Source organism: Halomonas sp. DP3Y7-2 (genome assembly GCF_019800795.1).
Classification (GTDB): Bacteria; Pseudomonadota; Gammaproteobacteria; order Pseudomonadales; family Halomonadaceae; genus Halomonas; species Halomonas litopenaei_A.
In genome coordinates this window covers 198,673-213,013 of record NZ_JAHVKJ010000007.1, presented here as the reverse complement: position 1 = coordinate 213,013, position 14,341 = coordinate 198,673, and the positions used below count along the sequence as shown (strand labels likewise).

General features: G+C 64.5%; 10 protein-coding genes. 5 read left to right on the top strand and 5 right to left on the bottom strand.

Annotated elements, in window-relative coordinates; all coding sequences use genetic code 11:
• Window positions 1–40: 40 nt before the first annotated feature.
• Window positions 41–976, bottom strand: coding sequence for a DUF808 domain-containing protein (locus KUV45_RS07920; RefSeq protein WP_222162650.1), 936 nt, complete (start codon window positions 974–976; stop codon window positions 41–43).
• A 95-nt stretch (window positions 977–1,071) separates the two neighbouring features.
• Here KUV45_RS07920 and KUV45_RS07915 point away from each other — a divergent pair, with 95 nt between their 5' ends.
• The 5 genes from KUV45_RS07915 to KUV45_RS07895 all read left to right on the top strand — a co-directional run bounded on the left by KUV45_RS07915 (window position 1,072) and on the right by KUV45_RS07895 (window position 9,197).
• Window positions 1,072–1,353 carry a hypothetical protein gene (locus KUV45_RS07915; RefSeq protein ID WP_222162649.1) on the top strand — a complete coding sequence of 94 codons (282 nt, stop codon included), beginning with the start codon at window positions 1,072–1,074 and terminating at the stop codon, window positions 1,351–1,353.
• Window positions 1,354–1,703: 350 nt separating this feature from the next.
• Window positions 1,704–2,861: a non-hydrolyzing UDP-N-acetylglucosamine 2-epimerase gene (wecB, locus tag KUV45_RS07910; RefSeq protein WP_222162648.1), complete on the top strand. Its 1,158-nt coding sequence runs from the start codon at window positions 1,704–1,706 to the stop codon at window positions 2,859–2,861.
• Entirely contained in the window at window positions 2,854–5,052 is a 2,199-nt protein-coding gene (locus KUV45_RS07905; protein ID WP_222162647.1) for a glycosyl transferase family protein, read from the top strand. Before wecB ends, KUV45_RS07905 begins: the two co-directional genes overlap by 8 nt.
• A 68-nt stretch (window positions 5,053–5,120) precedes the next feature.
• Complete coding sequence (locus KUV45_RS07900) at window positions 5,121–8,171, top strand: hypothetical protein (protein WP_222162646.1); 3,051 nt, start codon at window positions 5,121–5,123, stop codon at window positions 8,169–8,171.
• Window positions 8,172–8,207: 36 nt separating this feature from the next.
• Window positions 8,208–9,197, top strand: coding sequence for a DUF4434 domain-containing protein (locus KUV45_RS07895; RefSeq protein WP_222162645.1), 990 nt, complete (start codon window positions 8,208–8,210; stop codon window positions 9,195–9,197).
• Between the two features lie 178 nt (window positions 9,198–9,375).
• On the opposite strand, the gene astB is transcribed toward KUV45_RS07895, so the two are convergent.
• From astB to KUV45_RS07875, 4 genes are read right to left on the bottom strand one after another with little or no spacing between them, the layout of a single operon-like run.
• Entirely contained in the window at window positions 9,376–10,731 is a 1,356-nt protein-coding gene (gene astB / locus KUV45_RS07890; protein WP_206941492.1) for an N-succinylarginine dihydrolase, read from the bottom strand.
• A gap of 5 nt (window positions 10,732–10,736) precedes the next feature.
• A complete protein-coding gene (astD, locus tag KUV45_RS07885; protein ID WP_222162644.1) occupies window positions 10,737–12,206 on the bottom strand; it encodes a succinylglutamate-semialdehyde dehydrogenase in 1,470 nt (489 codons plus the stop codon).
• Complete coding sequence (astA, locus tag KUV45_RS07880) at window positions 12,206–13,249, bottom strand: arginine N-succinyltransferase (protein ID WP_206941494.1); 1,044 nt, start codon at window positions 13,247–13,249, stop codon at window positions 12,206–12,208. The genes astD and astA overlap by 1 nt, the downstream gene beginning before the upstream one ends.
• Window positions 13,249–14,319, bottom strand: a complete 1,071-nt coding sequence (locus tag KUV45_RS07875; RefSeq protein WP_206941495.1) for an arginine N-succinyltransferase — start codon at window positions 14,317–14,319, stop codon at window positions 13,249–13,251. The genes astA and KUV45_RS07875 overlap by 1 nt, the downstream gene beginning before the upstream one ends.
• Between the last annotated feature and the right edge of the window lie 22 nt (window positions 14,320–14,341).

Here is a 14,341-nt window from a genome sequence, read left to right as displayed (position 1 = left end):
GCCGAGTGTCATGAGGCGCAGGCATTGATGCCGTGTTTCCTCAGTGGGTCTGCTGCTTGCCGCGCAATCGCTGCAACCCCGTCCACACGGCGACCAGCACGGCGCCCACCGCCAGCCCGAACAGCCCATTGCCCAGCATGGGTACCAGCCCGTGGAGAATCGCATCGACTCCCGGCAGGGCAACGTCGGTCTCGGCCAGGCCCTCGATCCAGTGGCCCACCATCGGTACACCGTGAGCCAGAATACCGCCACCGACCAGGAACATGGCCAGGGTTCCGAAGATCGATAGCCCCTTCATCAGCAGGGGAGCACCGCGCAATAGTCCCTTGCCGAGCCTCTGAGCCAGACCACTGTCACTCTTGGTGAGGTGCAGGCCCAGGTCATCGAGCTTGACCAGACCTGCCACCAGGCCATAGACCCCTACGGTAATCAGCAGCCCGATGGCGATCAGCACGGCTATCTGCTGAGTGAGAGGAGCCGCCGTCACCGTCCCCAGGGCGATCACGATGATCTCCGCCGACAAGATGAAGTCCGTGCGAATCGCGCCTTTTATCTTGTCTCGCTCGAACGCCTGCATGTCCACATCATTGTCGGCCAGGGCGGCAAGGCGAGCGTCGTGCTCATGCTGGTCATCCTTCTTGTGCAGAAACTTGTGCGCCAGCTTCTCTGCGCCTTCAAAGCACAGAAAGGCGCCACCCAGCATCAGCAACACCGTCACCAGCCAAGGGACAAAGGCGCTGATCAACAGCGCCCCCGGTATCAGAAAACACTTGTTGAGCAACGAGCCCTTGGCGACCGCCCAGACCACCGGCAACTCGCGCTTGGCGGCGACACCGGTCACCTGCTGAGCATTAAGGGCGAGATCATCCCCCAGCACTCCGGCGGTCTTCTTGGCCGCCACCTTGGTCATCACCGAGACGTCGTCGAGCAGGGTGGCGATATCATCGATCAGGGTTAACAGACTGCTTCCTGCCACTGGGGCTCCCTCCTTGGCGTGGGGTATGGTGAATAGCCTCAGCATAACCGTTGATCTTCTCTTGCGCTGCAGCAATCGCCTGGGAGCCCTGTGCCATGTCAGCAACCACTGCCGATCTCGCCACGCTGCTAGGGCGCCTGCCCGTGGGCTACAGCGACGCACTGTTTCGCGGCCAGCGCTATGGCGTGACGCTCAAGATCTACAACGCGGGGCGCTCGCTCAAGCTGCTGGCTCAGCAACTCGGCGGTACTGACATGGTCAGCTTGAATGCCTACCTGACCGGATCGGAATGGCGCCTGAAACCCTGCGAGATGAGCGAGCGCAAGGTGCTCGACTTTCTTGCCGAAGCACAGCCGCTTCCTCGCATCGAGCCTTGAGTCGCCGCATCCCCTAGGCTTTGTCCGAAAAGTCGACGAGCGAAGGTTAGACAAGGCAAAAATCGGTGAGAAAGCGCAGTTTACGAGGTGTAAATGAGCATTTTAAGCCGATTTTTAACGCCGTATCACCAAGCGCAGGCACTTTACGTACAAGCCCTAGCCTGCGGGAGCCAGCCATCACCAAACCTTTAACCACCTCGAATGACCCCACCCATCCTGCCCACATGAGGTAGCGACCCGCCGCCTTGCACGGGAAAAAATGAACGTTCGTTGACGTGAGCCAGCTCTCACGCCCGGACCCTTCATTGTGGGTACCCCCTCATGGTGGGTATCACCGGCTGGACAGCCCCATGCCCGTAGTCATGCTCGTTGTCGGTACTCGCCCCGAGGCCATCAAGATGGCCCCGGTCGCCCTGGCGATCCACTCTTCCGCCATCCTCTCCCTGCATCTTTGCGCCAGCGGTCAGCACGACGAAATGCTCGACCAGGCACTGTCGCTGTTTGACCTTGTGCCAGACAGCAACCTGGCGGTCATGACCCCCTCTCAGACGCTCAATGGCCTGATGCAGGCCTTGCTGGGACGGCTGGACAGCGTCATGGCCGAGGTGATGCCCGATCTGGTGATGGTGCATGGCGACACCGCCACCTGCTTCGCGGCCAGTCTGGCTGCCTTTCAGCGCAAAGTGCCGGTGGCTCACGTCGAGGCCGGGCTGCGCACCGGCAACATCGACTCACCCTGGCCAGAAGAGGCCTATCGCAGCATGGTGGCGCGTATCGCCCGCCGCCATTACGCGCCAACCCCGTCCGCCAGGGACAACCTGCTGCGCGAACAGGTGGCGCCAGGCAGCATTCTGGTCACCGGCAATACCGTGATCGATGCCCTGATGTGGATGAAAGACAGCCTCGATGCCCACGGCTATCGGCCGTGGCCGGACAGTCCCTTGGCACGACTACGCCCCGGCGCCCGGCGGGTGCTGATTACCGGGCATCGCCGGGAAAATCATGGTGAAGGCATTCGCACCATCTGCCAGGCCATCGCTGAGCTGGCCGGGCGCTATCCCGATACCGACTTCGTCTATCCGGTGCACCTGAACCCCGCCATCAAGGACGTGGCCGAGCGTGAATTGGCCAATCTCCCCAACGTGCACCTGACTCCCCCCCAGGACTATCGCGACTTCGTCTGGTTGATGGGGGGCGCCCCCCTGATCCTGACCGACTCTGGCGGACTTCAGGAGGAAGCTCCCGCCCTGGGAGTACCGGTGCTGGTCATGCGCGAACATACCGAGCGCATCGACGCCCTCGATGCCGGGACCGTCATGCTGACCGGCAGTGCCAGCGACGCCATTGTGGCCGTTGCCTCGCGCCTGCTCGACACTCCTGAGGAGCGCCAGCGGATCGCCCAGATCCCCAATCCCTATGGACAAGGCGACGCCGCCGACAAGATCGTCCGCGACATGGAGTCCTGGCTGCTGTCGCGTCGGGCAGATGTCGAGGCCAGGCATGGCTGAACTACCGCCCGACCTGACGCTGTGGTTGCTCGACGCCTCGCTGCACGCCCTGTTCGCGCTGAAGTACGTTGCCATCACCCTGTGCCTGATGATGCTGGCGCTGGGGATCGATGACCTGTTTCTCGACATCGTCTACTGGACGCGGCGCAGCTGGCGCTACTGGTCCATCTATCGCAACGTGCCCTACGCCGATGAGGAGCGGCTGTATCAGGCCCGCGAGAAGCCGCTGGCGGTGATGGTCCCAGCCTGGCAGGAAGTCGGCGTGGTCGGCCAGATGGCTCAGCTGATGGCCAGCACGATGGACTACGAAAACTACCAGATCTTCGTCGGCACCTATCCCAACGATCCGGACACCCAGGCCGAAGTCGACGTGGTCTGCCAGACCTTCTCGAACGTCCACAAGGTGGTCACGGTGCGCCCGGGCCCCACCAGCAAGGCAGATTGTCTCAACAACGTGATCGAAGCCATCGCACGCTTCGAGCAGGCGGCCGGTATCGAGTTCGCCGGCTGCATCCTGCACGATGCCGAGGATGTGATCTCGCCGATGGAACTCAGGCTGTTCAACTATCTGCTGCCGGCCAAGGACTTGATCCAGGTGCCGGTCTACCCGTTCAGGCCCCGCTGGTATCAGCTGTCCGGGGGCCACTACATCGACGAATTCTCCGAGTATCACGGCAAGGATGTACTGATCAGGGAGGCCATGTGCGGCCAGGTCCCCAGCGCTGGCGTCGGCACCTGCTTCAGTCGCCGCGCCTTGGCACGCTTGAGAGAGCTCAACGATGGCATCACCTTCGACATCTGGAGCCTGACCGAAGACTACGACATCGGCTTTCGCCTGCACGAGAGCGGCCTTTCCTGCATCTTCGTTCGCTACAGCATCGAGCGCGACGACCTGTCACCCCGGCGCGAGCATGCGCCGGGGCAGTCGCTGCGAGAAAGCAAGGTGATCTGTGTGCGCGAGCACTTTCCCACCGCCCTGGCGGCGGTGGTTCGCCAGAAGTCCCGCTGGATCACCGGCATCGTCTTCCAGGGCTATCAGCATCTGGGCTGGAGCCGGACCAACTGGCGCCTCAACTACTTCCTCTGGCGCGACCGGCGCGGCCTGATCGCCTACCCGCTGGCATTGGTGGCGACGCTATTGCTGCTGATCATGTTCGGCCTATGGCTCTATGCCGCCCTGGTGGAGGACGCCTGGCGCTTTCAGTCCATCGTCGGCGGCTCCCTGCTGGAGGTACTGCTGTCCATCAACGGTGTGTTGCTGGCCAACCGTGCCTTCCAGCGGTTCTACTTCGTCAAGATCTACTACGGCTGGCGCCAAGGCCTGCTGTCCTTTCCCCGCATGCTGTGGAGCAACGTGGTCAACTTCCTGGCCAACGTTCGGGCCTGGAAGCTGTTCTTCACCCGCGCACGTCACCGCACCTTTGCCTGGGACAAGACCACCCACGACTTTCCCCATATCGATGGCGCCCAGCAGGTGTCGCTGCAGACGCTTTTGCTGGAAGCGGAGCTGATCGCCGACGCTACGCTGGCGGCTACCCTGGAGGAGGTCGGACCACGCCGACTGGCGCGTGAACTGGTCATCCGCGGACAGCTGCCGGGAATGGCCCTGGCCGAGGTCCAGGCCCGCTATCGCGGCCTGGAAACGACCGCGTTGCATCCGCTCAAGGTACCCGCTGCACTGGTCGAGGTGCTGCCTTCCCATGTCGCCATCCGCTACGCCGTGCTTGCCATCGGCGAGCAGGACCAGCAGCTGATCCTGGCCACCGAAACGGTATTGAGCCCGGTCGCCCTTGGCGCCATCAGCCGACGACTGCAGCGCCCGGTGGTCCAGCGTCTGGCCGCGGTGGGAAGAGTCTCGCTGGGCCTGCGCCACTGGTACCTGGGAGGTCTCGATGAGGACACCCAAGCCAGTCTCCAGCAATGGGACGAGGCGACTGCCGACGGTAACGCGCGGCTGGATGCCTTCTGTTGTCACCAGCCCATGCTCGGCGAGCTGCTGCTGGAACACGAGCTGATTGCGCCGACACTGTTCGGCCAGGCCATGATCGACTTCGACCCTGAGCAGAGCCGCCTCGGCGACTTCCTGATCGCTCGCAAGATGATCGATGACACCACCCTGGCACGCGCGCTGGCCCTGCAGCAGCAGCATCGTCGCGCTGCCATGGCGGCCGTCGTGGAGGCCCCCGCGTGAACCCCCAGATAAAGCGGTCAAGCAACCGACTGAGCCGATGTCTGAGGCGCCCTTGGTGGCTTGGCATAGTGTTGATCGTCTGCCACCAGGCCCAGGCACTCAGCGAGTTTGACGAGTTTCGCAGCTACCCCTACCTCGACCGGGCCTACCGCGCCGCAGAAGCCAGGGACTGGGCCGAAGTACAGCGACTGATGGAGCATCTGATCGGACAGGTGCCTGGCAATATCGAGGCATATCGCCTGCTGTCTCAGGCGCTGGAAAAACAAGGCAACCTGGACGGCGCCGTGGCGGCGCTGGGGGCGCTGGACGCAAACCTGGCCGCGGTGCAGATCAATGCGCTGCGCCGCGACTGGATCGCCGACGGCCATGCCAGCGCCGACCAGGTCGACCAGTGGCTGGCCGAGACTTCTGGGGCGGCACGCAGCGAGCTATGGCGTACCCGGGGGGACTACCTGCGCGCCACCCGCGGGGCCCCGGAGGCACTTGCCTGGCTGCGCTCCGTCCAGGCCAAGGACGACGGCCTGGCGCTGGACCGCTATCGCGCCACCCTGGCAGAGCGGGTCCAGGACTGGGATCAGGTGATCGATGCCCTGGTGCCCCACGCGCTGGAAAACGTGCTGGAAGAAGACGACTGGCGACGCCTGGCGATTGCCATGGTCCAGTCCGACAACGAGAAGGGCGTCAACGCCATGGTGGCGGCCCTGCCCGATGGTGATATTCGGCGCTTCGTGCTCAAGGCGGGAGCGGATCGTGCCATTGCCCTGGGCTATCCGGAGCCCGCCCAACGCTGGCTCAAGACCCTTGAGGACAGCGGCCAGCTACTGCCCAGCGACGAGGACAAGCTGCTGCAGACGTCCTTGGCACTGGGCGACACCGCCAAGGTCAGGGAGCTGGCACCTCGTCACGACATGGATTGTCTGACGCTGGTCGACTGGCTTTCCCATCAAGGCGACCCCGACGCCCTGGCGACCTTCGCCGAGTGCGATCCCGCCGACAATCCCGAAAGCTGGCTGGTACTGGCCGATCGGCTCGATGCCATCGCCCTGCTGGAGACCACAACACTCCCCCGGCAGTGGCAGGCGCGGCAGGACGCGGTGTTACTGGATCGCTATCGTGCCGACGGCCATCTGACCAAGGCACTGGCGCTACTGCAGCGACAACCCCAGACCGCTGCCACCCTTCGCGAGCGCGCCGAACTGACCAAGCGCTTGTCGCGCCCACTCGCCGCCGCCGAGCTGTGGGAACGCCACTATCTGCTGAGCGGCGAAACCCGCTCGCTGGACCAGGCAAGCTACCTGTACCTGTCCTCGGATCACCCCCTGGCGGCCAGGCAGATCCTGCAGCAGGCCCTGCTCGCCGCCCCTGACCGGCTTTCACCCCAAGCCCTCGATCGCCTGGCCTTCCTGTACCGCGAAGACACCGCCAAGATACCCGACGGCACCCTGGCCATCCTGATCCAGCAGCCGCGTCTTGGCAGCATGGCGCGGGAGGGGCTGCTCGAACAGCTTGCACGCCAGGATCGCTGCGCTCTGGTTAAAGAGTTCGCCGTCTCACCGTCCCCTCCCTGGGGGCCATTGGGCATCTGCTCGCGAGATAGACCGGGCCAGGCCGCCCGCTATTTTCAACGCGCGCTGGCGCAGCGCCTGGAGCAGCAGGCCCCCATCGGCGACGTCAACCAGGCGCGCAAGCGGCTTGCCTATGCCCTGTTTGCCGCTGGCGACCCCTCCGCCGCCTGGCGCGAATGGCAGGCGGTCGAGGTCAACCTGCTGGAACAGCAAGATCGCCTTGCCGGCGCTCGCAGCGCGCTGGCCAGCGGTGACACCGAGGAGGCCTGGCGCTGGTGGAATGCCAGCAGCGCCAGCGCCGAGCATAGCCTGCTCGGGGCGCGCATTGCCCTGGCCAACGGCGAGCCACCGACATCACTGGCCCTCGCCACAGATGCCATCAGCCAGGCAGCGCCTGCGGATTCGGCCACTTTCGAAGGTGCCAGCCAGCTCGCCCAACAGGCCGGCGACGATGTCCTCGCCCGCCGCTGGCTTGAGCAGGCCCAGGCCGCAGCGCCGGATTCACCAAGACTCGCACGGGAACTGGGGCTGACATTGGCATCCAGCGACACCCAGATATCGCGCCAACAGGCGATACCTCTGCTGGAACGTGCACGCCACGCCTATCCCGAGGATATCGTCAGCGCGAGCACCCTGGGGGATCTGTACGCTGCCGTCGGCGACAACGCCCGCGCGCTAACCCGTCTTGAGCAGGCCATCGATCTGCAGCCCCTGGACCTTAGGGTGGGAGACGACAGCGCCGAGCGCATGGCTGAACGCCGCTATCGCCAGCGCCGCCAGCACGAAAGCCTGACTCGGCGCGACCGCATCACCCTGTCCTCAAGCTGGTCTCCGGCGAGCCCGACACCCGGTATCCGCAGCGACAGCGAGGATGACAGCGCCAGCGGCCACGATATCAACACCCAGATCCTGCAGTGGGATCATGCCCTTGGCCACGATCCGCTCAGTCAGGGGCGCCAGCTGGCGGGCTACGTGCGCACTATCTTCGGCGGCGATGACCGGGATGACTATGGGCGAGGCCGCTCTCTGGGCATGGGCCTGCGGGCCAAGCCGCTAGCCCGTCACAACATCAATCTCTACGCCGAGGTGTTTGCCGAGTCCCAGAAAAACGATGACCAGCATACGGACATCGACCTGCTGCTGCGCGCCAGCGGCTCCTTGCTCGACCAGGGTGGCTACAGCAATGAATGGCGGCCTACCGAGGACCATTGGCACGAACGCTCGCTCTATCTGGACGGTGCCTGGTGGACCCAGCGCGGCGACGTGCAACTGTTCAGTCGTTACCGCCAGGGCTACACCCTCAAGCTGCCGACCGACAGCGCTCAGACCCTGATGCCCTACGCCAGCCTCCAGGCCACCAGCCATGACACCGATGGCTGGGACGAGGATGTGCGGGTCGCAGCGGGCCTGCGCTGGGAGCTGTGGTACGACGAGGATCACTACAACGCCTTTCGCCGGAAACTCAGCGTCTCGACGGAGTATCAGCAGTCCCTGGGCGGCAACCTCTACGATGGCCGGGACGGCTGGATGATTCACCTGGAATGGAGCCTGTAACACGAGGCCTCGCCCTTGATCATGGGAGTACCTGCCATGTCCTTTGTTGCCACAGTCGCTGAGCCGCTAGCGTCGATCGCCCACCCTCCACGCCCACGCGCCAAGGCACGAGCCGGGCACTCTGTGGTGATCGCCGCCGTGCTGCTGACAAGCCCGCTAAGCGGTGTCGCCAGCGCTCCCGCAGACGATTTGGTCGGCTATGCCACAAACCATGCCGCAGCCCATGCCGCAGCCCATGCCAGCGCCTACTCCACTCCTATCCTGTTCTATCAGCCCCAGAATCACGATGAGCTGCTGACCCGCGAGCGCTGGCAAACGTTATGGCAACAGGCCGCCGATCATGGCGTCGATACGCTGATCGTGCAGTGGACCCGCTATGGCGACGATACCTTCGGCGGTGCCGAAGGTTGGCTGGCCGACGCCCTGGTGGAAGCAGAGCGCCAGGGGCTCGAGCTGATCCTCGGTTTGCACCAAGACCCGGCCTACTACGATACGCTGCCGGACAACGCTCGCTTTGCCCACTACTGGTATCAGCTGCTGGCGAGGTCCGCCGCACAGCAGCAAGCGATTCTGCAGCAGTGGCCGTTGACCCCGGTGGGCTGGTATCTGCCGCAAGAGCTCGACGACTGGCTGTTTCGTGACCCTGGCGTGCGCGATGAGCTGGTGTCACAGCTGGCCAGCGCCAGCACGGCCTTGGCCGGCCCGCTTCACTTGAGCATGTTCAGCGGCGGCTTTGTCACCCCACAGGTCTATACCGCCTGGGCCGAAGCGATCAGTGACAGTGGATGGCAGGTCTGGTGGCAGGATGATGAAGGCACGCGCAATCTCGACCCCCTTGTGCGCAGCGACTACCGCCATGCCTTGAGCTGTCGTGTCGGTATCGTGCGTGAAGCCTTTTCACGCACCAGTGGTGCTACCGAACCCTTCCACGCGATTCCCACGCCGCCCCGTCGTCCGGCACGGGACTGCCACCCTGACGCCGTGTTTTCGCTGCGCTATATGCCCTGGGCCCAGGATCTTCTTTAAGGCCTTGAAGAAAGCCTTCGATGCTTCGTGTGGTCGCTCGTGGACGGGCCCCTGACACACGGTAGCGGCTCAGCCAGTAGCGATATTAAAGAAGACCCTACCGGAAGGTAGGGTCGAAACATGCGATCGATCTAGAGCAGCCAACAGTACACGCACGCTCATTTAAGCCGATCGCGCCTTAGCCGGCTGCTCCCTGGAAGGGATACACCGGCCCCAGCTCAAGGAGGGAGGTCAGTTCGTCCAGAGCTGCCAACGTCTCTTCGGCAAGCCGTGGATCGGCCAGATCCTCCGGGGCCAGCCGCTCGCGGTAGTGGCGCTTGACCCAGGCCACCAGGTCTTCGTACAACGCATCGTCGAGCAGCACGCGACCGGTCAGCGCTGCACGCTCGGCTTGGCTCAGCACAACGCGCAACCTCAAGCACGCAGGACCTCCGCCATTGCGCATGCTCTGCTTGACGTCCTTGACCACCACTTCACTGATGGGGTTGTTGCCCGCCAGCAGATGATCCTGGATGCAGCGCCATACCGCTTCCCGCTCCTGGCATTCGCCTGGCACGACCAGGGTCATGCTGCCATCGTCGTTGGACAGCAGCTGGGAATTGAACAGATACGACGCGACGGCATCTTCCAGGCTAACCGCCTCCAGCGGTACACGCACGGGAATCAAGGGCGTCGACATCTTGTCACGCAGCGCGTCCAGGGTGCCCTGTTCGTCACGGAACGCCAGCTCGTGGTACAGCAGCACCGGGCCATTGCCCACGGCAATCACATCATTGTGAAAGACCCCTGCATCGATGGCATCAGGATGCTGCTGGGCATAGACCACCTGATGGTCGCCCAGCCCGTGCTGGCGGGCGATGGCCTGGCTAGCCTCCAGGGTCTGGCGGGCAGGGAAGCGGCTGGGTTCGACCCCATCACCGCCAAAAGCCTGGCGCCCATACACGAACAGATGCACGCCCGGCTCGCCGTGTTCGCCACACAGCCTGGTGTGATTGGCCGCCCCTTCATCGGAAAACGCCGGGGTCGCCGGCAGTACCGGGTGATGGGCAAAGCGGGTCGGGTCGGCGAAGATCGCGGCCAGCACCCGTGCGGTGGTTTCCGGCTCCAGAAAGCGATGGAAGCTGGACTGCAGATTGGCCGGGGTAAAGTGCACGCGCCCATCCGCAGCGTCACCGCTGGGGGTCACCGTACCGGCGTTGGCCGTCCACATGCTGGAGGCAGAGCAGACCGCGCGCAGCAATTGCGGGGCCTGTTCCGCCGCCTGGGCCAGCACCTCGGCGTTGTCACCGGTGAACCCCAGCGAGCGCAGCGCGCCCAGGTCCGGGCGCTGCTGCGGCGGCAATACGCCCTGGGCGTAGCCAGCGTCTTTCAGGGCCTTCATCTTGGCCAGGCCCTGCAGCGCTGCCTCACGGGGGTTGGACACCAGGCCCCCGTGGGACATGGACGCCACATTGCCGTGGGCCAGGCCGGAATAGTTATGGGTCGGGCCGACGAGGCCGTCAAAGTTGACCTCGACCACGTCTTGTTGACTCATATCCTTCACAGGCTCACCCCCGGCGGCAGCTTATCGGGCAGGTTCAGCGCTTCACTCTCCACTGAAGCGACCGGGTAGGCGCAGTAGTCGGCAGCGTAGAACGCACTGGGACGATGGTTACCGCTGTCGCCGACCCCGCCAAACGGTGCATCCCCGGACGCTCCCGTCGTCTGGCGGTTCCAGTTGACGATGCCAGCGCGGATGCGCAGCAGGAAGTCGTCCCAGTCGCTGCGCTCGCCGCCGATCAGGCCGGCAGAAAGCCCGTAGCGCGTGTCATTGGCCAGGGCGATGGCCTCATCCCAGTCGCGGTAGCGATAGACCTTGAGCAGCGGCCCGAAGTGCTCTTCATCGGGCACCTCGACGCCGGTCACGTCAACCAGCCCCGGAGACAGCAAACTGGTGCCCTCCTCGAGCTGACGCATCCGTGCCAGCACCTTGCCACCTCGTGCTTCCAGATCCGCCTGGGCCGCCAGCAGTCCCTCGGCGGCCGCTACGCTGACCAGACCGCCGTAGAAAGGCGCGTCTTCAGCAAAGGGCTGTGCCACCCGCAACCGTCCCATGGCCTCCGTCAATGCCGCCAGCAAGCTGTCCCCAGCACTTCCTTCGGGCACGATCAGGCGACGGGCACAGGTACACCGCTGACCGCCGGACAGAAACGCGGACTGCAAGATGGTCAGCACGGCGGCGTCTTCATCCGGTACATCCTTCACCACCAGCGGGTTGTTGCCGCCCAGCTCCAGCGCCAGCACCTTGCCCATCTGGCCGGCAAACTGCTGATGCAGCAGCCCGCCGACCTTGGCACTCCCCGTAAACAGCAGGCCGTCGATGCCGGCGTTCGCCGACAACGCCTGCCCCACCGGGGCAGCGCCCTGCACGAGATTGATGACGCCTGCAGGCAAGCCCGCTTCAAGCCAGCATTTCAAGGTCAGATCGGCGGTCAGCGGCGTCTGCTCGCTGGGCTTGAAGACCACCGTGTTGCCTGCCAGCAAGGCGGGCACGATATGGCCATTGGGCAGGTGGCCTGGAAAGTTGTAGGGACCAAACACCGCCATCACACCATGGGGACGATGGCGCAGCACGGCGCGTGCATCTCCCAGGTCACGCTCGCGCTCACCGGTGCGCTCCTCACGGGCGCGGATGGACAGCGCCACCTTGCCGATCATGGCGCCAACTTCGGTGCGTGCCTCCCAGATCGGCTTGCCGGTCTCGTGGGCAATGCTGGCGGCCAGATCTTCACGATGGTTTTCCAGCACGCCACGGAAACGCTCGACCAGCGCCTCACGCTCGGCCAATGGCGTTCTGGCCCAGGCAGCGAAGGCGCGCCTGGCGCAGGCCACCGCTTGCTCCACCTGTTCGGCGCTGGCCGCGGCACCCTGCCACAGCGTCGCTCCGCTGATGGGATCACGCTTGCTGAAGGTCTCTGCATCACCAGACACCCACTGACCGTCGATGAGCAATTGTTGGGTGGGTTGCATCACGCCTCCTCGTCGGAATTCAGCACACGCAAGGTATCGCCGGAGCTGACCTCCAGCCTGCGTGCTTCGTTGTCATTGAGTACCAGGATGCCGGCGTCGTCGGGCCCTCGTCCGACCCAGGCGGCGCGGAAGTCGGCCATGGACGTGGTGGCCGCCAGCCACTGGGGACGTTCGCTGCTGACAGCATCAGGATCGACTTCCACCCGCACATGGCGGGACAGCCGAACGCCCTTGACGTCGTCGATATAGGCCTCGACGGTGGGCCCCCCGTCGAAGATGTCGATATAGCCTTCCCAGCGCAGTCCCTGCTTCTTGAGCATCGCCAGCGCTGGTCGCGTATGTTCGTGGACCTGACCGATGCAGGCACGCGCCTGTTCGGACAGGAATGGGGTGTAGATCGGAAACTTGGGCATCAGTTCGCCGATAAAGCTCTTCTGACCCAGACCGGTCAAGCGATCCGCTTCATCGAAGTCCATCGGGAAAAAGTTGGCGCCCAGGCACTCCCAGAAGGCACTGCGACCGTTGTCGTCGAAGCGTCCGCGCATCTCGGCCAGGACCTTTTCCGGAAAGCGGTCGCGAAACTCCGCCATGAACAGCCAACGCATCATCGACAGCAGCGCACCGTTGCGCTGATGGCGGCGGTCCGCGCCCCTGAACTCGGGGCGCAGAAACAGTGACGCCACCTCGGCGTCGCCGGTGTGATCAGAGCTCAGAAACAGCGTATCGACGGTGCGATGCAGGTCGAGCTGCTTGGAGGAATGCGCCAGGGTGCCGACGCGATAGTGATAGAACGGTACCTCGCGCCCCACCTGGCCCTCGATGGCACAGCAACCGGCCAGGCGACCGCTCTCTTCGTCCTCCAGGACAAAGAAGTAGAGCCGCTGATCCACCGGGGTCTGCTCATTGAAGGCGCTGCTGGCAGAGGCGATCTTGGCGGCCAGGAACTCGCGATTATCGGGCAGGGAGGTGAAGCCGACGCCGGTCTCCCGGGCCAGCGCCTGGAGCTCGTCCAGGTCCCCTTCCTTGATCGGACGCATGCGCATTACAGCTCTCCCTCGTCATATCCCGGGTCGAGGCCATCAGCCGACAGCGCCAGGGGCGCGGCCAGCACCGCACGACCTTCTTCGACCCCCAGCAGCTCGGCATGGGCCGGTGACAGCATCAGCTGACCTGTGGGGGACAGCGCGTAGCGGGCCACCGTGCAGCAGAAGCCATCCAGGCGCTGATTGGCCACCATGGCCGGCTCGGCGTCGGGAAGGGTGTGCTCGGGACGAATGCGCACCGGGTGCCAGGCCGCGCGCCGAAAACTCTCCAGCCGAGCACGATCGCCCTTGATCACGGGACCTGCATCGAACAGGTCCACATGGCGGGAGCGCAGGAAACCTTCAGCCAGCATTTCCTCGAGCGCGTCTTCATGGGCAGGATGCTCGCGACCGATGGCCGCGCGAGCCTTGGGCGTCAGCATGGCCAGGTAAAGCGGGAACTGGGGCATCACCTCAGCGATGAAGCTCTTGGAGCGCACGCCGGCGATGTAGTTGATTTCGTGATAGTCACGCACGAAAAAATGACGGCCCACGCTGTTCCAGAACGGCGACGCACCGTCCTCGTCCAGATAGCCGGGGAAGGCCATCGCCAGCACGTCGGCGAACCGCTCCGGGTACTGGGCAATGAACATCAGCCTGGCACGCCGGAGCAGGCTCTCCGCACTGGTGCCCTTGTAGCGCGGGTCCAGCGACAGGGCACACAGCAGGCTGGCATCGGACACTTCGTGGGACAGCGCCAAGGTCTGCACCTCACGCCTCACATTGAGCTGCTGCGAGGCGTGAATCAGCGTCTCCTGGCGATAGGTGTAATAGGCCTCGTTAGCGCCGGCCAGGGCACGAATGGTGGCCGTGCCCACGACGTCGCCACGTTCCTGGTCTTCGAGTACGAAGGTGTAGTGCTCGTCTCCCGGCACTTCGACCTCCGACGCGAAGGCCCGCTGGGAGCGCGCAATGCGCTCCTCGAGACGATCGCGGTGGGCCGGCAGATTGGTCAGGCGCGGCTGGGCACTGCCTGCCAGACGCTCCAGCGCCGGCAGGTCACCAGGCCGCACAGGGCGAACAGCCAACATGGGATGCCCTCCTGTCGCAGCT